19 protein-coding genes are annotated in these 25,879 nt (G+C 54.3%); 8 read left to right on the top strand and 11 right to left on the bottom strand.

The genetic code is table 11. The annotated features are described in order from the left end of the window. Positions 1 to 108: 108 nt before the first annotated feature. A complete protein-coding gene (locus PLIM_RS02075; protein WP_013108682.1) occupies positions 109 to 4,908 on the top strand; it encodes a hypothetical protein in 4,800 nt (1,599 codons plus the stop codon). A 199-nt stretch (positions 4,909 to 5,107) separates the two neighbouring features. Here PLIM_RS02075 and PLIM_RS24330 read toward each other — a convergent pair whose 3' ends face one another. From PLIM_RS24330 to PLIM_RS02060, 4 genes are all read right to left on the bottom strand, one after another. Further along, positions 5,108 to 5,275 (bottom strand): hypothetical protein, encoded by a 168-nt coding sequence (locus PLIM_RS24330; RefSeq protein WP_155523239.1) that lies wholly within the window; start codon positions 5,273 to 5,275, stop codon positions 5,108 to 5,110. Between the two features lie 65 nt (positions 5,276 to 5,340). Continuing rightward, a complete protein-coding gene (locus PLIM_RS02070) occupies positions 5,341 to 6,741 on the bottom strand; it encodes a DUF11 domain-containing protein (protein WP_013108681.1) in 1,401 nt (466 codons plus the stop codon). 74 nt (positions 6,742 to 6,815) lie between these two features. Next, the gene (locus tag PLIM_RS02065) at positions 6,816 to 7,601 is read right to left on the bottom strand and encodes a hypothetical protein (protein ID WP_196349511.1); all 786 of its coding nucleotides are present in this window, start codon (positions 7,599 to 7,601) and stop codon (positions 6,816 to 6,818) included. 214 nt (positions 7,602 to 7,815) lie between these two features. Further along, positions 7,816 to 9,072: a hypothetical protein gene (locus tag PLIM_RS02060; RefSeq protein ID WP_013108678.1), complete on the bottom strand. Its 1,257-nt coding sequence runs from the start codon at positions 9,070 to 9,072 to the stop codon at positions 7,816 to 7,818. A gap of 342 nt (positions 9,073 to 9,414) precedes the next feature. Between PLIM_RS02060 and PLIM_RS02055 the strand changes: the two genes are divergently transcribed. Further along, on the top strand, positions 9,415 to 10,554 hold the full coding sequence (locus PLIM_RS02055; RefSeq protein WP_148226942.1) for a hypothetical protein: 1,140 nt from the start codon (positions 9,415 to 9,417) through the stop codon (positions 10,552 to 10,554). Between the two features lie 63 nt (positions 10,555 to 10,617). Continuing rightward, the gene (locus PLIM_RS22260) at positions 10,618 to 11,490 is read left to right on the top strand and encodes an NAD-dependent epimerase/dehydratase family protein (RefSeq protein WP_013108676.1); all 873 of its coding nucleotides are present in this window, start codon (positions 10,618 to 10,620) and stop codon (positions 11,488 to 11,490) included. 124 nt (positions 11,491 to 11,614) lie between these two features. Here the strand turns inward: PLIM_RS22260 and PLIM_RS02045 are convergent, their stop codons facing one another. Together PLIM_RS02045 and PLIM_RS02040 are read right to left on the bottom strand one after the other, a co-directional pair. Continuing rightward, positions 11,615 to 13,789, bottom strand: a complete 2,175-nt coding sequence (locus tag PLIM_RS02045) for a YfhO family protein (RefSeq protein WP_148226941.1) — start codon at positions 13,787 to 13,789, stop codon at positions 11,615 to 11,617. A gap of 66 nt (positions 13,790 to 13,855) precedes the next feature. Then, on the bottom strand, positions 13,856 to 14,920 hold the full coding sequence (locus PLIM_RS02040; RefSeq protein ID WP_013108674.1) for an Mrp/NBP35 family ATP-binding protein: 1,065 nt from the start codon (positions 14,918 to 14,920) through the stop codon (positions 13,856 to 13,858). Between the two features lie 193 nt (positions 14,921 to 15,113). Between PLIM_RS02040 and PLIM_RS02035 the strand changes: the two genes are divergently transcribed. Then, entirely contained in the window at positions 15,114 to 16,130 is a 1,017-nt protein-coding gene (locus tag PLIM_RS02035) for a DUF1559 family PulG-like putative transporter (RefSeq protein WP_013108673.1), read from the top strand. A gap of 362 nt (positions 16,131 to 16,492) precedes the next feature. Here the strand turns inward: PLIM_RS02035 and PLIM_RS02025 are convergent, their stop codons facing one another. Together PLIM_RS02025 and PLIM_RS02020 are read right to left on the bottom strand one after the other, a co-directional pair. Further along, a complete protein-coding gene (locus tag PLIM_RS02025) occupies positions 16,493 to 17,332 on the bottom strand; it encodes a sugar phosphate isomerase/epimerase family protein (RefSeq protein WP_013108672.1) in 840 nt (279 codons plus the stop codon). Between the two features lie 68 nt (positions 17,333 to 17,400). Continuing rightward, on the bottom strand, positions 17,401 to 18,090 hold the full coding sequence (locus PLIM_RS02020; RefSeq protein ID WP_013108671.1) for a hypothetical protein: 690 nt from the start codon (positions 18,088 to 18,090) through the stop codon (positions 17,401 to 17,403). 229 nt (positions 18,091 to 18,319) lie between these two features. On the opposite strand from PLIM_RS02020, the gene PLIM_RS02015 reads away from it, so the two are divergent. Both PLIM_RS02015 and PLIM_RS02010 read left to right on the top strand, forming a co-directional pair. Continuing rightward, a complete protein-coding gene (locus PLIM_RS02015) occupies positions 18,320 to 19,492 on the top strand; it encodes a hypothetical protein (protein WP_013108670.1) in 1,173 nt (390 codons plus the stop codon). 100 nt (positions 19,493 to 19,592) lie between these two features. Beyond that, entirely contained in the window at positions 19,593 to 20,636 is a 1,044-nt protein-coding gene (locus tag PLIM_RS02010) for a hypothetical protein (protein ID WP_148226940.1), read from the top strand. A 35-nt stretch (positions 20,637 to 20,671) separates the two neighbouring features. On the opposite strand, the gene PLIM_RS02005 is transcribed toward PLIM_RS02010, so the two are convergent. The 3 genes from PLIM_RS02005 to PLIM_RS01990 form a co-directional block, all read right to left on the bottom strand. Continuing rightward, positions 20,672 to 21,259 (bottom strand): hypothetical protein, encoded by a 588-nt coding sequence (locus PLIM_RS02005; RefSeq protein ID WP_013108668.1) that lies wholly within the window; start codon positions 21,257 to 21,259, stop codon positions 20,672 to 20,674. Positions 21,260 to 21,621: 362 nt separating this feature from the next. Continuing rightward, positions 21,622 to 22,956: an outer membrane beta-barrel protein gene (locus PLIM_RS01995; RefSeq protein ID WP_052301464.1), complete on the bottom strand. Its 1,335-nt coding sequence runs from the start codon at positions 22,954 to 22,956 to the stop codon at positions 21,622 to 21,624. A gap of 359 nt (positions 22,957 to 23,315) precedes the next feature. After that, the gene (locus tag PLIM_RS01990) at positions 23,316 to 24,146 is read right to left on the bottom strand and encodes a hypothetical protein (RefSeq protein WP_148226939.1); all 831 of its coding nucleotides are present in this window, start codon (positions 24,144 to 24,146) and stop codon (positions 23,316 to 23,318) included. Positions 24,147 to 24,264: 118 nt separating this feature from the next. On the opposite strand from PLIM_RS01990, the gene PLIM_RS01985 reads away from it, so the two are divergent. Both PLIM_RS01985 and PLIM_RS01980 read left to right on the top strand, forming a co-directional pair. Then, a complete protein-coding gene (locus PLIM_RS01985) occupies positions 24,265 to 25,134 on the top strand; it encodes a deoxyribonuclease IV (protein WP_013108665.1) in 870 nt (289 codons plus the stop codon). Positions 25,135 to 25,254: 120 nt separating this feature from the next. Continuing rightward, on the top strand, positions 25,255 to 25,704 hold the full coding sequence (locus tag PLIM_RS01980) for a GNAT family N-acetyltransferase (protein WP_013108664.1): 450 nt from the start codon (positions 25,255 to 25,257) through the stop codon (positions 25,702 to 25,704). The last annotated feature ends 175 nt before the right edge of the window (positions 25,705 to 25,879 follow it).

Raw genomic sequence — 25,879 nt, 5'->3', positions numbered from 1 at the left:
GATACCATTCGAGATTGCGGGCCGAAGCAACTCGTGAACGAAGTGTTCGAGCACCGTCGATGGGCATCTTGATTGATGCCGCTGCCAATTCTGGCAGGAGAGAACATTATGAAAAACATGATTCATGCAAAATCGGCTCAGCAGGTTGTTCAGCTTGGCAAAGATCGAAAGCCAGCAACCATCGCACATCCTCGCCGCGGATCGACATTGCTGATCGTTCTTGTGCTGCTGGGATTGCTCTCGATCCTGGGGGTGATCTTTTTCACCTTCGCCCGGCAGGAGCAAAGTAATGCCGAATATTTTTCGGAAGCGGCTAAAGCTCCCCAGGAACTGGGACTGACTGGCGAAGTTCTATTCGACTTCGCTTTGGAACAGATCGTCGTTGGCACCCGGCCCGAGTATCGCAGCAGTGCGTTATGGTCGAGCACTCATTCGATGGTGACCAACGCCATGGGGAATGTGCAACGCGTTGATTCAGCCGGGACAGGTCGTGTCGTTTACCAGTATCCCGACCGGCATCCGTTTGATGGCGGATCGATGCGTATGTCGTGGAATGCCGGCACTCTGGCCATTGATAACTATCTGATTGCCGATGTGGCGGCTCCTGTCCGTGTCAGTAATTTTAACCTCCTCGCAGGAACTGGAGACCGCATCAATGTTTCCACCGGAGCGACCGTTTCGACCATCACTGCCGGGCAAACCGAATACAACCCGCTGTCACTGAACGTCTCACCGGCTGCCAATAACTGGCGAAGTGCCGATCCACTGCTCCTTCCCCGCCGTGGTGGAGATTACACAGCCCCTGATATCAATACCGCATTCCTGGCTTATCGGGGATATATACCACACCCGACCAATCCAGCATTGTCTGTCCCGGTCATCGTGCCTTCTTATCACAGACCTCAGTACATGCGAAGGCCTGGTACGAACGATCCATTATTGGCGACAGATCCTGCTGGTCAGCGCTGGTATGACTATAACGGATGGGGTAGCCGCTCCTTGAGGCCGCACCCTGATCATCGAGTCCAGGTGCAGGGTTCTTCTGCCGTCAGTCGCTTCCTGACAAATGCTGAGGCGGCGAGTCCATCACTGAATCCGCCGATGACGCAGGGGTTCCCCATGCAGCCGATGGATGAAAGCTACACGACATCTGTCCCAGTATTTAAGACCGGTCGTCAGGGCATCTGGGAACGAATCGCGACTTCTTCCGGTACGTTCCTCACCGATGCTGCCACTTATGAATATGACATTGATAATGACCTCGACGGTATTCCAGAAGGGATCTGGCTCGACCTCGATTATCCTGTCCAGGAAGATGCTAATGGCAACCCATTCGTGCCCCTCTTTTCCGCCACGATCTATGATCTGGACAGTCTGATCAACCTGAATGCCCATGGAAATCTCGCTTTGAATCAGGCATTGGGAGTGCCTGCACTGGGGACGAATCCCAATGGTGCCACGGGAGCAGTACCTGCAGGAGTTCTCGGTGCAGCGGCTTCGCTCGAATTCTTTTCGCGATCCAATCAAGGCTTAGGGCCTGCCGAAGTGAACCCGTCCTGGGTCTTCAACTCCCGCCCGGGAACTGCTGATGTGGCAGGTGGTGTCGATTGGTCACCTTACTCTCAGATGTTCGGTGCACAGCCTGCGAGTTACCCTGGGCCGACGACAAATCCACCCATTACATCGATCGTCAATACCTGGAAGGAAGCTTCGAATATGGAATTGGCGATGATCCTCTTAGGCAGGGTAAAGTTCAGTGCCCCTTCAGTTATAGAGACACTTTATCCAGGTCGCCATGGAGAGCAATCGCTGCTGCAAAGCGTTGCGACCGGTACTGGAACTGTACTCCCTAGGGCAGGACTGACGAACAGTGATGATAACAATGATTCTGCCAATGGTGGCACAGGCTATCCAACCTCGTGGCCATATCCAGTCGCTGCGAACGTACTGAATTCGACATTTGCGTGGCCGCTCGATTTCATGGGTGTTGGATCTTATGTCTTATCAACGAACGTGAAAAATCTGGATTTCTTCAACAACCAGTTCCGCTTCAGCCGGATGGTCGGGCAGGACACGAATTCCTTCGTGAAATGGAATACCACGAATGCACCTCGCTTGGCCGGTGTCTTTACGTTGGGTGATGATCCTTACGAAACCGCCTACTATCGCGACACTCCCGATCTGAATGACAGCCTGTTCGATGCTTTTGATAGTGCCGTCCTGCAGATGCGTCAGGCAAAAGCCACGGAATATAATGTTGCAACCCGACTGACTGATCTGGCCCCTTTCAATCTCAATACAGGCAACAGCACTCGTGCCGATGATATTCGCACGAAGCTGACGACAGTGAGCTCGGATCGTAAGCAGTTCTCGTGGCCACGAAGCATCAGTCGAGCCTGGGAATACACAGCCAGTGGTGGACGATTTGTGTTTCCTCCCCAGTTCGGTGCTGTGGCGCCCTATTCAGCAGCAGATCCCTTGCGTGGCCCTGTGCGGAAGTGGTTGGAGATCATCGAAAATGATAACAACACAGCACGCATCCACCGCCGCATTCCACTCAACAGTGTGATTGATGGCACAGCAGCCAGCCCGACAGTCCGCCCATTGGTGCAGCATGAAGTGAATGCCGGCGCGAATATCGCGACAAGCACTCAAGAGCGGCAAGCGCGGCTGGATCGACAGCGACTGGCTCGCGATGTCTATGTCCTGCTCTATTTGTTTGGTGGAGCAGCCGACAACCTCAATGCGGCCACCCAGCCGGCCTCTGCACTTTATTCGCCGGATCAACTCCGGGAGATGGCGCAGTTTGCCGTCAACTATGTCGATGCCATGGATCGCGATGAAGTGATTACCCGCTTTGTCTACGACATCGACCTTTCTGATGGCTGGAACGTCGACGATGCCAACCTGCCCACTTCTGCGACAGTTTCTGGCAGTTCAACCTATGCTCAGGTTTATGGGATTGAGCGGCAGCGTCTGGCGATTAACGAAGTGCTGGCCATTAAAGCCAATCAAGTTGAAGACGCCTCAATGGTCCCTGTCGATCATCAGGCCACTCAGTGGGATGATACGACTGATCAATATCTGATGTATGTCGAATTGGCAAACACCGGTCCGGATAACATTGACTTTACTAATGGTGACTACCAGATTGTCGTCCAGCCTCGCATCGCTATGACGTTACCCGACCTTTCCAAAGCCAGAGCACTCACAATGCAACTGGGGACGATTGCTCCGAATGGCCGGTATACGATTGGCGGAACGAGCTTTGACGTGGGCGCTTCTGCACAGCCGACCGATATGCAAAGTGTGATGAAGGTCGATTTTGAATGGACAAGCGGGACACCAGATTTCACGATCAATCGAACCTGGATTGCACCTCGAAACGGAGTGCTTGATCTCGATGTCGTCAGGCGGGAATCAACAAACGGCACCACGCACCGGCTCATGGCAGGAGATGCCAACGAATACGGAGCTGTGACCGCTGGTATCCGGCTTCTCGAAGACAGCATGATTACCAATGCCAACGACCCACTGGATGTGATTTTGTACCGCCGACAGTACCTGGGGCGAACCCGTCCCGCTGATGCGACGGCAGCGACTGACAACGAATGGGTGGAAGTCGATCGATTGCGAGTGACTGGATTGCGAGAGTTCGATCTTCAACCATCGACGGCTTATCCGAATATTGATACAGAACTCAATAAGCTGCGGTCCTTTGAGCGAAACCAGCCACTCGACGCAACTGCTGCCAGCCTGACTCAACATCCGGATGGCACACCACCAACTCCGCCTGATGGTACCGAAACAGCGCCACTCGATCCTTATGTCAACTCGATTGGAGCAGCCAACCCTGGTGCGCTGGTGACATGGACAGCACTGCAAAGGCATTTTGACCGCGATCTGGCGAATATGGGTGAGCTGTTTTTGATCCCGTTGTTTGGTCCGAAGCATTTGACGTTACGACTGGTCGATACACGAAAGAGCTATGCCGCCGGTCAGCAGAACCTCGAAGAGCAATACGATTCAAACAACGATGGAGCGATCGATTTCATCGAGTATTCGCGAACGGCGGGAGCCAAGTTCCTGGCGCCGTTGTATCAGTCTCCTGTAAGTACCACGCCTCCAGCGGGGAATAACCACAACCGCTGGCACCGTGTTCTCGAACTTCTGGAAGTCCCCTCAAGGGTCAATAAAAATCTCAGCAATGAGACCGCCATGAACTCCATCAATCGAGTACCAGGCAAGCTGAATCCCAATACGATCCGGCATCCCGAAGTGCTGGCAGCATGGCTGGATGACGAACGCGTGGTGAATGTCGATCTCACCACCAATGTTTCTGCACCTCCACTCAGTACGATCGATGGTCTCAACTGGTGGAATGAGTTTCTGTTCAACAGAGATTACTCGGAAGCTGATCCATGGTATGGAGATAGTGGCCAGCAGTATGGATTACCCGGTTTGCCGGGAAGTCGCCCATTCCGCAGCTTTAGTGCCACTCCGACAGTGGGAGCCGGGAATCCTGCACTGCCTTCATGGATTCGCAGCGTCGATCCATTGGATCAGAATACACGGCTACTCTTCGAAGTCGGTTCAGATACTGACCATAGCAATGGCGCACTCGATCCGATGACCCGGGAACGTCTGATTGCGAAGATGTCGCAGAATGGGACGACTCGAAGCAATACGTTTGTGGTGTTTTTGACCTGCAAGTTCTTCCGGGCGACTTACGATACGGCGAATGGCAATGCCGTCCGGATTGGAGCACCACTGAACGACTTGTACGAGCCTGAGTTCCGCGGCGCGTTTGTGGTCGATCGTTCCAAACTGGAAGCTGCCTATGACGCCGGCCAGGGGACGTTCGACTTCCGCAAGTTTATCGAGGCAGGTCAGGTTCTGGAGAAGTAGAGGCAGGGGCTGGCGAAGAGGTCGTCTCGATTGATCGCAATTCGTTGCGGTGTGACACGCCATCGGACGACTTCAAAGTCTTTTTCTCCTTCTCCCGTTCTGACGGGAGAAGGCTGGGATGAGGGCGAGTCAGAACGTATTTGGGCGTTCTATTAACAACCGGCTTCATCGCCATATGATCTAATACGGATTCCAACAGTTAACTACGATCCCTGCTATGGGGTGGCTGGGGTTGAGCCTCTTCGCGAACCCCCAGATCGTGCCGATGATCGCTGGGGGTTCGAAGACTCAACCCCAGCCACCCGCCCGTTTCTGGCCAATGGCCAACAATCGCCGCCCCTGCGGAAGCCTGATCACTGATACACATCGAACGGTCAGACCCTCACCCGGCGTTTCGTGCCAACCTCTCCCACAAAGACGCGGGCAAGGGTTTTACCGGACGCGGGCCTTGAAGGTGATGACGCCACCTTTACGGGCTTCGAGAGAGTTTTCGAGTTCCCAGATCAGGATCTCACTCCCTACGCCATTGGGTGTGACCACCAGCTGGCCTGGCAACGTGCAGGTAGCACTGTCAGGAATGTATGACAATCGTGGCGTGAGGTTATCAATCAGCCGCACTCCTGAGACCGCATTAGGGCCAAGGTTGTCGAAGCGAATGACGAATTCAATCACATCACCACTGACGGCATCCTGCTTGTCGGCCAGCTTGACCACACGAAGTTCACCGGGTTCGTTGTTTTTGGCATCATCGATCAAGGTGATCACAGCAGCATGCACATCACTGCGGCCTTCAATCGGCACATCGAGTTTGGCAGCAATGATCGGCGACTGCTCTCGGCTCCAGGCCATCGAAGCCTGCATCCCCTGCTGAATAGCAGCCACGTCATCCACTTCCATCAAACCTGTTCGCAGAAAGCCAATGTCCTGGAAAAGATTGACCAGCTTTTCATGAGCGGCGAGCCGGGTAATCGAAGCAAAATCTCCCTGGCCAGAGGTTGATTCCAAACCACTGGAGCGCGAACGCATTCTCAAGCCACCGGTCGGAGTCTGCTGGGCCGATTGATCGATTTTGGTCTGAGCTCGCATACTGCGATCGCCTGTCGAGCCGGCAACATTCGCCAGCTCGCTCACCGCTTCACCGACGGCAGGGACGCTGACAGAACGAACGGCGGCAAATCGAGGTGCATACACACATACGCGGCTTGAGGGCTTGACTCGCTCTTTGCCTGTGTGATCGACGAATTCAGCCACAGTGTCTTCAGTTTCAAGACCTTGAATACCCACAGAGTCGTAATGCACCGGCAGACCGCGATCTCCACCATCACAAATGTATTCGTCGGGATAACGTTTTTTGCATTCCATCAGGTAGCACTCGGCCATGGTAAAGCCAGGTGCAAACGGTGGTGGGCAGATTTTGGGATCAGGACAACCGGCGACAACTCGTCGATCGGGAGGACAAACTTCGATCTTCATCCCCACGGGAAGTGCTTCGATAGCCGGAGTATGACTGACGGTTTGAACCTGTCGGCCATTCGCTGATTTCGAACCTAGCTTGACCCGACCTGCCATGTTGCCGGAATCGTCGGGCGATTGTCCTCGAACCGTGATTTCGTCATTCACGATGATCAGATAGGCGGGAGGCTCAGAAATCTGCCGCATGGCTGTGACAGCCCGCTGAGTGGTACAACCTGTCGAACCGGCAGCTGCCAGCATCAGGCCACCCAGAATCAGACGACGTGGCAGCAGACGATGGCTCTTCAGGTGATCGATGAGCATCGCAGGGAGCCCGCACGATAGTGGGCGAGTCGCACTTGTGAGGAGTTTCCGAGTCATAGGGACACTCTCAATCATGAACCCAGAATGGGTAAAAACTCGAACTGAGGATGAGACCGAAAGCAGCTCTGGGATTAGCGACCACCCGTTTGCTGAATTGAAGCCGAGGCTCGAACGCCACTTGGGCGAGTACGCGCCTGTGGCGTTTCATTTTGGATCGGAGTGGGATTGGCCGGTTGACCGTTTTCAGGTGTTGCCGTTGCGGGAGAAGGTTGCACTGGCGGGCAGAATCCAAAGAAGGTTGGATCCAGCGGATTGTGGCTATCGGGTGTGCGTCCACCCAGCCTGACAATGGCGACTGGTCGTCCTAAAAGATCTGCTTCGGCCAGCGCGTTCTGTTGCGGAGGCACTTCTGTGACACGGAGATCTGCATCAAGAACTGAGAGTGGAATTCGATCGGGCTGTTCCAGATAAACCACCTTCGTCACCAATCGGCCCTGGGCAGCAAACTCGAAATCGTCCTCGCTGAACTGGACTTCTACAGGGAATCGATCAGCCAATCCTTCAGGGGGATGCAGGCGATCGATGAGTTCAATCGTGGGATAAAATTCCTGATTGGGGAACTCGGGCAGGGCGGTTAAACGCACCCGGTATGTCTGGCCAACCAGGAGCGCCGCCTGCCCCGGCGCTGCCATCGACACGGGCCGAGCTGGCGAGCCGTCGAAGAAGTCAACTCGGCCCTTTGTGGGGACCGTAATCCGCACAGGCTGGAAGTAGGCCGGATGAGCTTTGCCATTGGCGACCGCCCACGCGGCAGCGGTGCCTGGCGAAGTCATGTGATTGAGTGGGAAGTGGCGGCGGTCAGTCGAGGGATACTGCTGTGCGGAAGCCACCATGGGTAGACAGCTCAACAGGAGCATCCAAAGGATAGTTTTCCATCCAAGAGCCACAACTTTCGAGTTTGCCTGGGGGGCTAGGCATCGCATGGCAGGAAACTCTTTTCGAGAAGAGGAAACCATCGAATTGAACAGCATGACGGGAGAAAACGAGAGCAGAATTACCATCATCAGGAACGCCTGAACCCCGGAGAACCGACATAAGCAAGTTCTCCGGGGTAGGCGAATCTCCATTCAATTATCGTTGCATACCGGGTGGGCAGTAAGCACCGTCTCCACCGGCTCCAGCGCCGGGGGCATTCCAGGCTGGGTTGCTGAGTTCGCCGGGTGAGTACACAGGATGAGTTTCCTTGTATTCGACATAGCGAACCGGTTTTGGCAGGCTCAGACCAGGGGCATGCTCAACATCGATCAGCATGTGATCCACAGGTTCTGGGATATCCATTTTGGTACGGTTACGAATGGTGTGGCTCTTGAGACCGGCTGGACCACCATAAGGCAGGTGGGGAGGGCCAGCGAGTCCGATCGGTGTCCCTGTGATGGGTTGACCCCACATTGGCATTCCAACACCACTCACATAAGGGCTGCCTGCTGGCTGTCCGGGCAAACCATAGCCAGCGACCATCATTGCATCGGGAACACCTGGGCCATACCCGGGCATAATGCTCATAGGCATTGGAGGAACATGCTGACCTTTGTCACCATCAACCACGTTGTAAGCGACCTGATTCAGACCACCGTTTGGACCGCCGACTGTTGCACCAGGAGCACCTGGGGCACCGGGCATTTCGAGATCCATGTTGCCTAAGCGAAGGATCGCCATGATCGTACCACGCTTGTCAGCTTCCTGGACGGGATCCACACCTGGGTCGAGCCGAGTCGAAACGAGCGTTTCCACGTTGGCAATCGCCAGTTCCTGATACTTGGCATCGGGCAGGTAGATCACCTTGGTGACAAAGTTGTTGCTTTCGACCTGATCGAGATCTTCAACGGTAATCTGCAGTGGTACACTGTTGTGAGACAGGTAGCCAACTGTATTCGGGTGGCTGGGGTAGACCTGCAATGTTGGGTACAGGTTCAAACCAGCACGACCAGGAATATTGGTCAGCTTGAGGCGATACGTTGCAGCTTGCTGGAAGTTGAATCGAGCAGGAGCCACGAGCTGGTTCTCAGCATATCCATCGGGAATCTGCCAGCCGACGTGCATGCCGTCAGGCCCGACGAAGCGAACCTGAGTCGTGGTGGGAATCCCGGGAGGAATCATCCCGCCAGCAGGACCACCCATCATCGGGCCGCCCATCATGGGGCCACCCATACCTGTCGGAAGTGCTGGCATCACGCCAGGTCCCGGGCCATCGACCATGGGGCCCGGCCGCATCATCATAGCGGCAGGGGGAGCATGGTACTCGCCCTTGTTCATCACTTGCTGTCCGTCCATGGCGCAGCCGACGCACACGACGACGACCGTCCCCAATGCCAGGAAGTAAAACTTCATCGCGACCCCTCTTTGCTATCCAACGCACCGCCTGGGGACGCCGGGCTGCCAAATAGGACAGACCTCGTGTCCGAACATATGACGCGCACATGCTTTTACCTCCGGATGAACTTCCCGTTCACCTCGTGGCCTCAATTGCATACCATCCCCAGACCGGCATCCCTGAAGGGATGTCTGCTGTTCGGGAATGCCTCTGAAGGCCACGCGCAAAAGCACTTGACACACCTGTTTTCGGAACTCCAGGGCATGCAGCTTTGGAAAATCCGTCAATTTGGGAACGAAATGCATAATCAGCAAACTCGACCAACCCCAACAAACACGCAGAAACAGACAAGAGCCTCAATGCACAGGTACGCGGCTCTGTTCGTCGCCGGCTTAGTGGTCATGGGAGGAATCTGGACGGTAACACCTCAGCTTCGGAAGATCGCCTTTGCCGCGCAAGTTGATAGCCAAGAGAATGTTACGTCAAAAAAGGACGCCATCGAACAGGCCGCTTTTACAAAAGCAGCCGAGCCGCAAATCCTCCCTGGATCCGTCCCCGGCGCAGGCCAAACTCCCGCCCTGTTGAGTGGAGCGACTGGTTCTGTTCAACCTCTCCAGCCTGCAAAGAGTGCCGATCAATCCGCATCCAGCTCCAAGGGGGCATTGGAGACGACCACGCCCAGCGAACTTGCTCCCAATGCACTCGCACCGTCTGAGGCATCTGTTCGAGTGCTGGCACTGGTACAAGAGGCCCAGGTTTCGCTGGCCCGGCGGAAGTCGATTCAGGCGAATGTGAAAACACTCGTCCAGTTTGGGGAGCAGACAATAATCTCCACGGGTCGGTATGAAGCTGAGGGACTGAAGCTGCGACTGACGACCCAGCTCAAACTCAAATCCGGAATCACGGGGGAAACACTCGAAGTCTGCGATGGCGAAACACTCTGGAATCGCACGGTCATTGATGACATCAAACGCTATACCCGCCGGGATGTGCGGCAGATTCTCAATGCGGGAGCGGCGGGTGGCACCGCCGAAACATTAATGCTTTCCGAACTGGGGCTGGGTGGTCTCCCTGGGATCATGGCCTCGATTCAGCGCTGTATGAACTTTACAGCACTCAAACCCGAAGAAACCGAACAAGGCAAAGTCTTCCATGTCCAGGGGGAATGGAAACCTGAATTTCCTGCGAAATGGTTTCCTTCCAAACCTCTATCGACGCTACCCTTCTTTCCTGAGGTCGTTCGTATCACCTACTCAGCCGAGACACTTTTCCCACTCCGCCTGCTCTATCTCAAGCGCACTGCCGGCCCCGAGAAATCTTTGCGTCCTATCTTCTCGATGGAGTTCTCTCAGGTCGTTCTCGATGAACCACTCGATGACCAGACGTTTGAGTTCATACCCACAGATGGTGTGATCCCGGAAGATGTGACCAAGCAGTATCTCGAACGAATTTTCGCTGCGAAACCGAAACCCGCCCTCGCCTCTGACGACAGCAGATAAATCCATTCGTAATGTTCATGCTTGCTATCACTGAACAAACCGAAATTGAATGCCAGGCTCGTTATGACGAATTCCCCCAGGGTTGATGTGTTGATTTTTGGCTGTGGCTATGTGGGATTGCAGGTTGCGTGCCAGTTTGTCTCAGCCGGGCTTAGCTGTGCTGCAGTGACACGCAGCCAGGAAAAAGCGGCGTTTCTGAAAAGCCAGTCGATCGAACCGGTTCTCGCGGAAATCACCACTGCCCAATCACTCGAAGTACTTCCTGCTGCCAAGCGGATCCTCTGGGCCGTTGGTTATGACCGCAATTCCACCGCCAGCAAGCGTGAGGTCTACGTCGATGGGTTGCGAAATGCACTGATCGCGACGGCTCCTGCCGCTGAGTCTGTGGTATCCATTTCGAGTACCAGTGTCTGGGGGTTTGATGATGGACGCTGGGTCGATGAAACAACGCCTGTTTCCCCGACAACTGAAGGTGGCGAAATCTGTGCGACAGCCGAAGAGGTTGTGAGAACCCATTGCCCCGCTGGAAAGTCTACCATTTTGCGACTAGCGGGAATTTACGGCCCCGGACGTTTGCTGGCGAAAGTGGAGGCACTGAAACATCAGCAGCCGATTGCCGGTTCAGGAGAGGCATGGCTCAACCTCATCCATCAGGCCGATGCGGCTGCTTTAGCCTATCGATTACTCTGTGAAGGAGGGCCAGAAGTTGTGGTGGGGGTTGATCGAGAACCTGTTCGGCGGATTGACTATTACAGCGAACTGGCACGTCGAATTGGATCGGCACCACCAGTATTCGATGAAGCCTCTCTTCCGAAACGAGGCTCCGGCGGGCTCAATAAGCGGGTTCGTTCTCAATTTCCCGATCAATTCGAATTTCGCTATGAAAGTTATCGCTCAGGCCTCGCTCAAGCGGTGGAATCACCTCCAACCGTATGAAAACAAACGAACGCTTTGTGATGTTTGACAGAGGCTGAGTTCTCAAGTTGTCTGGTTTGGAAAAACGCTCCTGCAAGCTCTGGAGAAGTTCGACCAGAAGTTCTGGCACAGCAGGCAGACCGCTTTACGGTGCTTGCGGCAACCACCAGTGTGTCCATTGAGGATGCCAGAAACGGATATGGCCGATAGTCGCGAGTATCAGTACGACGAACAGGCTGATTCCCAAACCCCACCAGAGTGACCACGGCTGGTAACTCCAGACGAGAATCGTCTCACCTTCTGGCACTTCAACCTTTCGGGAAAGCCCAGCGGCTTCCCAGGATGTGGGCTGGCCATTGATGGTCAGCTTCCAGTCACGGTCAGCGAGTTCCGTCAGTACCAGCGTTTGTCGGGAGCCGGCCTCGACCTGAACTTCAATCCTCTGGGGACCATGCTCCACCATAGTCACTTTTCGAGCAGGTTGGGAACCGATCCCTTCCAGATAACAACGACCGGGTGCCGCAGGCAAACTGTAAAGATAAAGCGGTTCATCAAAGCGGCCCCAGGCCCGATTGAGGAATTCATCAAAGCCACTCCAGACCAGTCGTAACGACTCCTCGTTTGTCGATCCGCCTGTCGAAGGATCTTTGCTTCCAGCAGCTGGCAAACTTAAAGGATCCATCGTCAACCAGTGCGTGACGCCTTGTTTCGAGAGAAACTCGATCTGTTGAGAGAGTGGTGCTTCTGTTGGGAATCTGGCTTCAGGTGAAAAGTAAGCCGCCGGTCCAATCCCAAGAAAAACCGGTGTTGTCGAAACGCCCAGCAGGTTTGGCAGGTTGGCTCCAGGAGCGTAAACCCGCACGGGTTGCCTGGGATCGGCGAGAAGGATGCGGCGAACTTCGCTTTTCGCAATCATCGAGTACGGAGACTTTTCGATAATCACCCCATAAGTGGCCTGCATGCTCACAATCTGCAGATCGAACCAGGTGAACCCAATCACAAGACACCACAAAATCCAGCGATATCTCGCACTGATGTGATTCAGTAACTGATCCCACGCCAATCCCCCGGCGACCGCCAGGCAGAACGTGGCCACTATTCCGAACCGACCTGGCCCCGTGAAATACGAGAATCCCGGGAGTGACGCAGTGACGAACAGTGGCAACCCCGTCGCAAATATCATCGCCACGAAGCTGCCGAGCAAAAAGACGCCTATCCAGCGAAAGACGATCAAGTTCCCGGCACTTCGATAGGCCAGCCAACCTACCCCTACGAGCCCCATCCAGACAGCCAGCCCCACATATAAATGGGCTTCAACGCGGTTTGTTCCGGCTCCGGTGGGTGACCACATCTGCGAAAGTTCTTCGTCAATATTGTGATTTGCCGGATTCCACCAGGTGGGCGCAAATAACTGGCCAAGAAACTGTGGGGGAATGTGGCCATATCCCGGCTGAAAGTCCTGCCCTTTCTCGGCGCGCTGGGATTGTCCCTTCAATTCCCAGGTCGGCAAGAGTTGAACAGCACCCAAACCAAACCCGAATCCAATGGCTGTCACGAGTGCAAGTGCTAGCGGCAGACGTGCTCTTGCCGAGATTTCTGATGTTTGTGGCGAATCTTCCATCGTGGGCAACAGCCACAGACGAACGGGAATGTAGGCCAGCCACACCAGCACTTCGATAAAGGCCAGGTTGTAATGCCCTGCCAGCAGATGCAGCCCCAGCACACCGGCCAAAGCGATCGCATACTTCCAGCTTTTTCGCTGAAGAAATCGTTCGATCAGCCACAAGCCTAACGGCAGATAGAGACCGCCAATAATGGCCCATTCGAGTATGATCCGCGTGGGAAACCAACCGTAGACATAGACCACACAACCAAAAATCGTGCCCGGTATGGAAAGACCTATTTGCCTTAAATAAAGCCACATACAAAAAAAGGCGGCCACATAATGCGCGAGTTGTTCAGCGGTATAGGCGTGGTCTGCCGCAAAAAGGCTCAGCGATAAGAGACGTGCCGGATAAAAGACTGCCGTCTGGCTCTCGGCAATCACCGGGTAGCCATGACCTGTGAGATTGTTCCAGAGTGGCCAGCGGCCAACCGCCAGTTCCTGCTGGAAAAAAGCCTTCTGTGGAAGCAGATACGTGTAAAGATCGCCACCAATGAGCGTGGAACCTTCGTAGAACGAAGCCCACGCCAGCCACGAGGCCAGGATCGCTGCACCCAGAGCCCAGAGCCACTCAGGAATCAGGAATGATGGTGCCCCCTTCCCACTTTCAGAAGTTGATCGTTCGGCAACAGCTTTGGCGGCAGAACGTGGTGGCATACTCTCATAAATCTGAAGGTGGAGGATCGAGTCGAAGAAAATCCTTTCTGACACATCCATTCGAAACTAGAGGATTTCCAGTGTCGGCATCGATGGAGCACTGAGGAGGCTTTTGGCAACCTGCTCAGCCACATTTTCGCAGATGGTCAGCAGGGCATCCCGCGAAGGATTCTCTTCCCGGACAAGGCGGGCGATTTCACCGGCATCCCCAGCGACTCGAATCCCGGCATCCATGGGTAATTCACCCAGAAAGGGAATGCCAAGTTCAGCAGCTTTGGCCTGAGCACCGCCGCGCCCAAAAATCTCACCCGACATGTTCTCTACCATCCCCAGGACGGGGATCTTCACCTGCCGGAACATACTCACAGCCTTCACGGCATCCAGAAGTGCCACCTGCTGAGGACTGCAGACAACCACCGCACCCGCCAAGCCTAAAAGTTGCGATAGCGTTAATGAGACGTCGCCGGTTCCTGGAGGCATGTCGATAATCAGATAGTCGAGCGGGCCCCAGTCGACCTGCTGCAAAAACTGGGAAATCGCCTGATGCAGCATCGGCCCGCGCCAGATGACCGCCTGATCGGCCTGGACAAAAAAGCCCATGGAAATCGTAGGTAACCCACTAGCCAGCACGGGCTGGATCCGCATCATCTTCTTGCCGTCAGGCGATGTTCTTTCCAGAGCGACAGGTTGCTCATTCACTCCGACCAGATGCGGCACACTCGGGCCATACACGTCGGCATCCATCAACCCGACATTGGCACCCAGTTCCTGCAGGCCATAAGCCAACGTGGCAGCAACGGTGCTCTTACCAACACCACCTTTCCCACTGCCGACGGCAATCACGTTTTTCACACTCAGACCAATCGATCCCCCCGAGTTTTTCCCCTTGATGTTCAATTCCAGATCGAACTCAACGGGGGTGCCCTGGGCCAGTTCCTGGGTGGCACTGCGAACATGTTCCTTGAGGGCGTTGGCTTTGACAAAGCCAGGGAAAGGGACATCGAGCGAGACAATAATTTTGTCGCTCCCCAGCGAGACTCCGCGAACGAGCTTCAATTCGCCAAGAGTTCGCCCGAGGTGAGGTTCTTTTAAACGTGAAAGTGTCGAAAGCCAGGTCTGTTCATCAGCCATAGGAAGTATCTTTGATCTGCCAGTGAATGTTGATGTCGGAGTGAATGGAAACGCTTTGGCGATCCCTGTTGGATTCTATGGAGAGCCTCCACAGATACCCGCAATTCTCGCAGCCCCCCTGATGATTTGCCAGTCGCAGAGGTGTACTGTTGATTGAAGCTGACGAGTCGCATCCTGCGGTGAAAGGGATCACATGCTTATCTCTATATTGATGCACCTGATTCTGCTGGGCTTGGCAGTCGTGATTGTGGTGGCACCGTTTCGCAGTCAGAAGAATGAACCCGCACGCTATCGTGATCTCTGGTGGTGGCTGGCAGTTTCCGTGATCCCCTTGTTCATTCTGCCATTCCTTTCGTTTTATCCACTGGAGAATCACTTCTTCGCATATGCGCTGGCATTCTTTTGTCTGGTCATGGGAATTCTGGGGGCGATGTCAACGATCTGGCGTACAGAATCGCAACGGCCACGGGCACGTCCTGTGGGTGCGGTGATTGCCACATCCATTCTTTCACTGCTCTTTGCAGCTCTTTTCCTCCCCGCGATGACACCCGCTCGCGAAGCTGCCGTACGTCAAGAATGCCGAAACCATTTGAAGTTGATTGGTCTCGCAATCCACAGGCACTATAACGCACTTCGTGTTTTCCCCATGGCCAGTTCGGGGCAGGGAGAACTGGCCGTGAGCTGGCGAGTGACTTTAGAGCCTTACCTGGATGCTCATCAAATCGATCCGAAATACAGCGATCAATTCGCCTGGAATGCCGAACCCAATTGGGCATTCAGTAAACGCCGAAGGCCTGTCTATGAATGCCCTGCGGCTGGTTATAGGCGGGCCGATCCCAAGGATGGCTTTGGCCTCACAGACTACGTGGTCCTCGTGGGAGACGAGACCGCTTTTCCACAGGGCAAAATGCTTTTGATCCAGAATATCGAAGATGGACTTAGCAATACGGCTTTTGTGGTCGAGGCAATCGACACGGGTATTCGCTGGGCAGAACCTAAAGACCTTGATGTGAATCAGGTGGAATTGGTTGTCAAAAGCTCAAATACAAACCAGCAGGCCACTCATCCGATCATGTCTTCAGCCCATAGCCACGGGTCGCATATCCTCTTAGGTGACGGCAGCGTTCGATTCATCTCATCACAAATTTCACCCGAGATACTGAGAATGCTAACAACAGCAAGTGCTGGTGATGTCATCAGGGACGAATAGATCGCACTGCCCGGGTGGCGGGCTCGTCATGTTCGCTGATGGAACCGTGAGACAACTTTCGACAAACATCGACCCGGCTGTATTAAAGGCATTAACCACACCATCTGGTGGCGAACCGATTCCCGAAGACTATTAAGTAACAAAACCTCGATACGAAATCGTGCCGAGGTTTATTTGTGATGATACGGATTTCAATAAACAACTCCGGGGCGGGTGGCTGGGGTTGAGTCTTCGAACCCCTAGCAATCTTCGGCACGATCTGGGAGTTCGCGAAGACGCTCAACCCCAGCCACCCCATACCAAGGAGCATAGTTTATCATTGGACTCTGTGTAGCATCACCGCATGCAGATCACAGTGAATGTTACGCCATCCCTTGCTTCATGAACTTGAGGGCATTGGTCGCGAGATAGGTTTCATCGGGGAACATGCGGCGCCAGATTTTGGTGGCGGCCGCAATCGCCGGAAGTGCCAGGCCAAAAGCTTCGACCATCAGCCAGCCGTCGTACTTGAGTTCCTTGAGCATATTGAAGGTGGTGTCAAAATCGACGTGACCTTCACCCGGGGTCGAGCGATCGTTTTCAGAAATGTGAACGTGAACGACCTGATCCCAGCACCCCTTCATGGCGGCTGCCAGATCTTTTTCTTCAATGTTGGCGTGGAAGGTGTCATACATCATCTTCAGATTTGGATGATTAACTTCGCGACAGAAGCGGGCATCATCGGCAGCACAGGTGAGGAAGTAGCACTCAAAACGATTGAGGTATTCGCAAACCAAAGTGACTTTGTTCTGCTGAGCGTAATCAGCCGCTTTGGAGAGGGTTTCCTTGGCCCAGTTCCATTCGTCAGGAGTAGCGCCCTGGCCACTGAAAGAACCAATGGCTGAGTGAATAGGCCCGCACAAATGAGAAACCCCGGCGGCGGCACAGCAATCAATGGCCTTCTTCAAACGAGCCAATGCCGCTGCACGAATTGCCGCATCGGGTGAAATCGGGTTCTCGGTGTCGGTACAGATCGTGACGGCAGTCCGCCCCAGTTCGAGGCGGGAAAGTTCTTTGCCCACTTTTTCGAAGCGGGCGACATCCATATCGAAAATCGGCAATTCGACGCCGTCGTAGCCGATCGTCTTCAGTTGCTCGAGCAAAGGAAAGTGCTCTTCGTTTACATCGGAAGTCCACAGGAGCATGTTCATGCCGTACTTCATTGCAATTTCTCTCCGGGAGTTGTTCAGGTGAGGGGATGACTCAGATTAATAGCAATCTGCGCTGCCACCTAGCGAATGGGCCAAGCGTACAAATGTTTGGGCAAGAGTTCATCAGTTCGGTGCCTGACGAGCTTGCGTGCTGCGGGAATGGCTTGTTCCAGTTGATCGGGCATGTGATCGAGACCGATCCTTTTCCAGACTTGCCGAAGTCGCCACGAGAGCAGCGTATCATCGAGATAATCGGGAAGAAACCGTTCTTCCAGAAATGCCGGAATGAACCAGTCAAAGACGGTCGTCGGATGCCTGGACGCCAGGTTGACTGCCAGTTCCACGACCTCCGCATCCACCAGCCTGAGGGATTCGTAATACTGATCGATTTTGCCAGGATACCGCTCCATCAGGCTGGCATCGAGCAGAAGTTCGAGTGCCAGATGGGCGAGAAACCCGCCGCGAAATCCATCCTGTGCCCCAAAGGCCTGCCGAAAATCAAGTGTGAGCTGAGCCTGCACTTCCTGAAAGGCGGCTGTGCGGTGGAACCAGTCGTCATCGTGATGGTGCTGCTCAATCCCTGACAGAATGGATTGAACCTGCTGCCGGGCGGGTGCGTGCGGAAATGTGTTGGTGATGATCTCTGGCAATAACTTTTCGGGTCGCGGGCGAGTTCGCCTGGCCACAGCTCCCAGCCAGTCAGGGACAGCCGTCCCCGCGACAAACCACGGGTCGGCCAGATGAGGGAGTGCATGGGCAAAATAGTTCAACCGGTGCTCCAGCGGCTCAGAATTCACTGCTGATATTGACTAACACAAGACCAATGAGAGACCAATGCGGTGAATTCCTGTTGCGTGTTTGCGAAATTCTCGCGTAAGTTCAAGGTGATCTCAAGGATTCTTGCAGATTTTGGGCAGCATCAGATTCTGGTCTTTCGCATCCTCACTTGCCATAGACAAGACCTGCAGGACGGAAGGTCTCTTTGAAGGAGATTGGGCCATGAGGCGACGATTCGATCATCACCAGCGATTCGCTTTCCCATCGGGCCTGATCCTTGTGGGGAGTCTGGTGCTGCTCGTGCTGCATGACCAAAGCTGCTACGGGCAGGCCACCGCCAAACCAAAAACTACTGGTGGGCCGTCGGCTCAACGTAACGAAAAAGTTCCCACGACGTTGATTGGGATGGAACTATTGACTTCCGATCCCGCTGCGGCGGTGCATGCGCATGCGTGGCGAACGACACTTGAAGAACTGGATGTCACCCTCAGCACTCGCAAACCGATTCTCGACGATAAGCCGCGCATTGAGCAGCAGATGCTGGGAACACTGCGGAAGATCACCATCATGGCGATTTTAACCAGAGATGGCTCGATCAAGACCGATCGCCGGACATTCGCCCAGAAAGATGTGGCTGCTCTTAAAGAGTGGATTGATGAACTTCGTGTCTATGGTGCCCAGGGAGCACCTCAAGGCCAGCCGCTGTGGGGCTTGAGTGAACTGCAGTTCAACCCATTGTACGACACGCTCAGTCAGCCACTGGGAGTGGAATTGAAAGGGAAAACACTAGGCGAGATTTTGCCACTCATTCCGGGAAAAGAGCGTTACCAGTGGCGAGTCGCTGAGGCAGCGGCGTTAGCGATCTCCAAACGGCCCGAGGATCGTCGCGTCGTGCGGCAAAGCGTCGGCAGATTCACAATCGGGACAGCACTTGCCATGGCCCTGCGCGATCTGGAACTGGGGTTTCACCCGCGTCGTACACCGGCTGGTGATATTGAACTGCTGATCGAGCCTTTGCCTGAAAAACTGCAGACACCCCAGATGGAAACCGCCGATTTCTGGCCAGTCGGCTGGGCCGTCAAGGCCTCTCCTCAAAAGCTGGCACCGGGTTTGTTTGATATTCAGGCCATGATGCTGGACGGAATACTGTTGGGTGAGGTGCTGATCAAAGCTCAAATGGAAAGCAAAGTTCCCATTCACTTTGATTTTGCAGCGATCGATCGCGGGAATATCGACATTGTGACGCCACTTGTGAAGTACCCTGCGCGCAAAACGAGCTGGAGTGTGGCCATCCGGGGTGCCGTTTCTCAAGTGGGACTTTCGCGGGAGCTACTGCAAGATGAAGGCGGCCACGCGTTTGTCTGGATCTATCGAAACCCCGCCTCAATCAACTGATGGCTGACGAAGATGCTTGAAATCTCAGCGACGGCGATTCCTGCCGATGGGAGATGTGTTCAGCGATTGCGATGTTTCGCATAGATTCCAACAAGCACAAATGAAGCAATCTCTCGTTGTGCATGCCCGCATCGACCAAAATCCGCTGATACAGGGTGGAATCATGGATAACAACACACAACGGCCACTCTCTGAAGAAGCGAACACCTTCGAAGCTGCCGTTCCCCATCCTTCGATTGAAGTGACAGCCTTAGAACAGCGCTGGGCACCGCTGATGTTTTTTGCCTCGGTGGCTTCGCTGGTCTGTTTCAGCGGAGTGCTTCATCTTCACGATCGCCCCGAGTTCCTGCCGATTTTCGTGGGCTGTTTAGCGGGCTCGCTGGCAGTTTATCCGTTGTACTGGGCCGAATTGCTCACACGCTGGGCAGCAGGTGATCCCCGCTGGACTCGATTCTTTCTGTATTGCCTGTTGCCCCCTTTGCGGCTGACTGCCCGAAATCAATCACGCAATGCCGTCTGGTTTCCGAAGCTCGGCTGGACGCCTGTGGGCCCCACTTCATTTGTGGCGATGCAGGGGCGGCTTTCAGGTCCGCTGTTCGTCGTCGCCCTGGCGGTTCTGCCACTGATTGGGATTGAGTTTGCCTACCACGAACGGATCGCTGCCGATGCCCGGCTGGATGCGGCCATTCGCTGTGGTACCGCTTTTGTGTGGCTCGCTTTTACGCTCGAATTCTTCACGATGATCAGCCTGACTGAGCGGCAGACCAAGTATATCCGCACGAACTGGCTCGATCTGGCCATTATTCTCATGCCACTGGCGATGTTCGCCCAGGCTGCTCAGATCAGCGGCCTCTTGCGACTGCAGCAGCTTTCAAAACTTGGCAGAGCCTACCGGCTGCGCGGCGTGGCCATGCGCATGTTTCGAGTTCTATTGCTGATGAAGGCCATTCAGAAACTGATGGCACCGGCGACCGAAGGGCGGCTCTCGCAGTTAAAAGAAGAGGCGATCGAAACTGCACAAAAGCTGGAATCGCTGCACCAGCAGATCGCGGAACTGGAACGCGTGCTTCACGAAAAAAAAATGGCCCGCTTCAACAAAGATCATTCGACAGTGACCAATAGATCCCTGCGAGACGCTGCCTGATCTCCGATGAGTTCGTCGCAAGTGATCAGGTAAACTCAATGCTGCTGGAACTTCCAGCCATCCAGCGAGTAGTCTTCCTGGAATTGCGCCTCGATGGGGTCATGCATGATCCAGTGGCCATCTTCATGGCGAAGAAGCTGGCGGCCCTCTGTTCCATCGTCTGAAGTCATCACGATCCGGTCATAACTTTCGAGATAGCGCCCCGTTTCGCCTGCTGAAACAGGCCCGAAACTTCCTGCTGTTCGTACCCAGGTGCGACGCAGGAAATAGTACCCATGGCGATGCAGCGTGAGAGTGGCGCTGGCTTGGCGGTGAGTGGCGTCAAATCGCTTCAATAACGTCCAGCGCGAGATCCGCCATGCTTCTATGATGATCCAGGGCAAGACGCAAAGAAATAAGACTGTGCCCAGGTCTGTGATCCAGACCAGCGGGATGAACCAACTCGACCGGCCGGTGACCAGAACCCAGCCCGTCAAAGCGATGGGGCCGATCAACGGAATGAGTATGGCGGAGCAGTTTCGTCCCGTGCGACGACTCTCAATGGCTGCCAGAATGAGCGTTACGAAACTCACCACAGGGAAGAAGAAGCCCAAGCCGAGCAAGACTTTACTTAGGAAATCCATTCCAGGCTCTCAACCAGCAACCGTGAAATAATTCGGATTCCAATAACCAACTGCGCGGCGGGTGGCTGGGGTTGAGTCTTCGAACCCCCAGCGATTTTCGGATTTTCGGAACGAACTGGGGGTTCGCGAAGACGTGTGGCCCCAGCCACCCGATACCAAGGATTGTAGTTGAATATTGCGAATCCGTATGACAACCAATAACCAACAATTTCCACCCCTAAAAACAGACACGGGGACGAGAAAAATTCTCGTCCCCGCGGCTCGCAGGACATCCGTGAACGCGATGAGGCCAAATACGCTGCCGGAAGACCGCAATTCTTCCGGCAGCAGTATCAAGTCAGATCATTCCCGCCGTCTTCAGATTAGAACTTGAAGATAGCGTCGACGCCGAAGATGAATTCTTCGTAGCTGATTCCAGGAGCCCACTGGTAGCGGACTTCAGGACGCAGAACAAAGTTTTGAGTTGGTTTGTAGTTCACACCGTAGGTCATTTCGTAGTACGAAACACCATCGGGCTTGTACCATTCCCAACGAGCACCAGTCTTCCACTGATCGTTGATCGTGTAGAACAGGTAGTTGACCAGACCGTTCGAGTCGCGAACGACACCGTCTGTCTGGAAATCAACGTCGTTATTCGTTCCGAGCACGTCGTACTGACCAACGTACTGGAGCTTGTCGGTAATCATGTAGGAGAGGATGAAGCTGTTGATGGCCCCTGTCCCACGGAGACCGAAATCGCCGAGAGCTGTGGTGTAGACCAGGCTCAACTTGTCAGTGGCAGCATAGCTCATACCACCGAGGAAGTTGCTACCGCCATCGAACTGGGCAAAGCCGGTATCCCAACCAGCAGTCCAACCGCCCCAGACAGTCAGCTTGTCGCTGGCTTTCCAAGTGGCGAGAGCACCGGTGTGAGTGAAGGGCTCACTGTTCCAGAACATGATCTGGCGGCTGTAGAAGAAGTTGTCAGGCGAGGTCACAACTTCGTAACCGATGATGGTATAGAAGTGACCCAGCTTGACCGAGACATCTCCCACAGCGATTTCGCCGTAGAGCTGTGGCAAGGCCCACTCGTAGATCCCGTGATCAAACGCAGCTGAGTTGTCATAGGTACGGTTGGGGTTACCAAACGACTGAGCGTCGTCACCGTCAGTACCGTAGAGGGCGTCGAAGCGGAAACCCCAATCGATCCCTTTGGAGCCGTCAGCTTCTTTCTTCAGGAACATGTAGAACTGGCTGAGGTTGACATTGTCGTCTTCAGCAGCGCTGGTAAACGACAGGTCAGGATTGCTGGAGTAACCGATATCGGCCCATCCGCCAAAAACGATGCCTTTATCGGCCAGGCCAGAGCCCATCACGCTCTGGAGTGTCCAGGGACCAGCTTCTTCAGCTTCTGCGGGTGCAGCGTAACCAGGATCCACGAAAATCTGGTCTGGTTGACCAACGTTGGCACCAGGAACAGGTGGAGGCACCTGTTCCTGCATAGCGCTGACCTGGTAAATCGGGGAGGCAGGGGCTGCCACCACTTCGCCGTTCAAACGCTTTTTGGCCTGTTCGGCAATCGTGGTTGCATCCTCAGCAAACACCGGCATTGCCATCGCGCCAAAAGCACCCAGCAGCACACCGGCGCGAGCCAGTGATGTCCGCCAGGACTTTGGGAGAGAAAACTGCATCATGCGCTCCTCAATCACACGTTCCATGTGTTCGGAAAATCCCGAGTCTGGCGATATCCCACCGCCAAACTCCCTGCGAGCCTTGCAGAGTCAAGGGGATGATGCCGACCGGCATCCATTCCGAAATTCGCGACTGGCAGGCCTCTTGAGCGCGAGCGTCTGCCATGGTCTCGTCGAACGTATCGGAATCGTTAACCGCATCAACACATGGTCCAATGCTCAGGGCGTCAGGTTTACTGATTCCGCAACATCGATACAGGCCATACAGATTCACATCAAAGTCGTGCGTTTCGTGCCGCTTTTATCGCTTGTAGGCACAATTGCTCGATCACACCAAGACGAACTGTCGTTCGAGCCCTGCGAATGGCAACTTCTGCCGAAACAAGTCAACGATCAGGACGTTGGATTTTTGCTTGAAGACGGTAGCTCAGCCGCTCGACCGCCCGCTCTGGAGATAGATTCATGAGCAATCGACAGGCAAATCGCCACCGCAATGGTTCATCCCTTAAGGAATTCAACCGGAGGTCTGAGGCTTGATCGGAAGCAATATCCGCTACAGATGGCAGATCAACAGTTCCAGTTTTTGAATCTGTATTCTGGTGGGGGAGAGGATGATCGGGGCGATGAAACTGCGGTTCCATGGGTTCCGATAAATTGATTGCCGCATAGTGAAACAGCAGACTGGCCTGCTTGATCTGATCAGCACCAGGAGCATCGAGCAACTCTTCATTGTTTGATAGATCGGGAAGCAACTCAATCCCCGCTACTGCCCACACGCCAATGGTGGAAGGCGCTGTTGCCAACACGATCTCTGGTTGCCACCCCATGATCTGCCAGCAGATGCCGCGATGGCCTCCTCTGTGTAAATACTCTTCTGCAGTACGGGTCAGGCTGTTCCAATGCAGCAGGATATCGTGCTCGGCTGAAGCCAGAATTTCTGCATCAATCTGCTGGTCGGGCACACGATGCTGGTCAGAATTTGCTGCCAATGTGGCATCAGCAAACACATTCGACCCGGCACCGGCATTTGGCGAGTGGTGCGAAACATCTTGATCAATCGGCGATATCTCATTTTTTGAACATGAAGGAGTGGAAGTTGAGCCTCCCCGATTCTTTTCCGTGCGGGTTCGCTTTGTGGAGACAATCGCGACTGCGATCCCGAGGAGCATGCACCCCATCGCCAGACCGATGATCAAAACCTGGTACCACTGCGTCACTGTCGATTCACTTTCCACCGGCAAACCCAGACCTCAATGATTATCGAGTCATTCAATGTGAGTCCGATGAGCGTTAAGGTATTCTTTGAGAAAAATCAGATCCGTCCGGAGAATGCCAGTGTCGATTCTTGGTGCGCACATGTCGATTGCGGGGGGCTGTTATAAAGCCCTCGAAGCGGGTCATCGCCTGGGGATGGGCTGCGTGCAGCTCTTCACCAAGAATAACAATCAATGGCGGGGGAAACCGCTGACAGAGGACGACATTCGCCAATTCCAGACGACCTGGAAATCGACCGGAATTCAGGCCACCTGCGCTCATGCCAGTTATCTGATCAACTTAGCCAGTCCTGATGACGTGCTTTGGAATAAATCCTGCGATGCCCTCGTGGATGAACTGGAGCGAGCCGAAGCGCTGGGGATTCCCGGCGTCGTGTTGCATCCCGGCAGTGCCGTCAAATCGACGCCCGAAGCCGGGATTACCCGCGTGATTGAAGCCCTGGACGATGTCCATGCGAAGTGCAAAGGATTTCGGGCTCAGGTCTGGCTCGAAACGACTGCCGGTCAGGGAAGTTGCCTCGGCGCCCGGTTTGAAGAGTTGTCTCAGATGCTCGATGGTGTGCGGGAACCGGATCGAATTGGAATCTGCATCGATACCTGTCACATTTTCGCCGCTGGTTATCCACTACATACGGCTGATGATTACGCGGACACTTTGGAGAAGTTTTCGCAAAAGATTGGCTTCGATCGCGTGCGTGCGTTTCATCTCAATGACAGTATGAAAGGGTTGGGCAGTCGGGTGGATCGACATGCCCATATTGGCGAAGGGCAGCTGGGTCGCATCCCTTTTTCGCGATTGCTCCATGACGATCGGTTGTCCCACATCCCCAAGTATCTGGAGACCGAAAAAGGGGAGCGGGATGGCGTGGATCTCGATCTGATCAATTTGCAGACACTCCAGCAACTCATCGCGAATCCTGAACACGACTGATGATTGAGAACTGAAGACAATTGCTGGCCTGAAGTTTTTTGACGATAAAGCAGCGATCGCATTCAAGACTTTCGGCAGATGCGGAATAGAGGGTATTCATACGTCATGAGTGAAACAGGAATGTCCGAACTGACTGTCAGGCAGGCACTGCCGGCCGATGTGCCGGCTCTGGCTGAGTTTCTGACGCCCTTTGTCGCCGTCGGCCGACTTTTGCCGCGAACTCACGATGAACTTGAGATTCTTACCAAGCATGGCTTTATCGCAGAAATTGGCGGTAGAATTGCCGGTTTTGCCGCCTTAGAAATTTATTCACCCAAACTCGGAGAGCTGCGAAGTCTGGCGGTCAGTCCCATCTATCAAGGACGCGGCGTCGGTCGTGCCGTGGTGCAGGCCGTGATTGATCGAGCACGGGAACAGAACGTGTTCGAAGTTCTGGCAATCACTTCGACCGAGGATTTCTTCAGAAAGTGTGGGTTTGATTTCACACTTCCGGGCGAAAGAAAAGCCTTGTTCTATCAGACACGCCCTTCTTACCTCGAAAAACCAGGCGAAGTCCTGGCAGAAGATTAACGTCGTTCCACCTCAACAGATGACGGCTTTGTCAGCAAATCACTTTGTCAGCAAATTACAGTCAATTGTGTTTGAGCAGGTTGATATCCGATGACGATCTCCGCGAACCTCTCTGCGAGTGACGTGTCAAAAATGAGGCTTATTTCCCGGAATGGAAACGTCGTAAACTATTTGT

The organism is Planctopirus limnophila DSM 3776 (genome assembly GCF_000092105.1).
Classification (GTDB): domain Bacteria; phylum Planctomycetota; class Planctomycetia; order Planctomycetales; family Planctomycetaceae; genus Planctopirus; species Planctopirus limnophila.
This window is presented reverse-complemented; position numbering and strand designations above follow the sequence as displayed.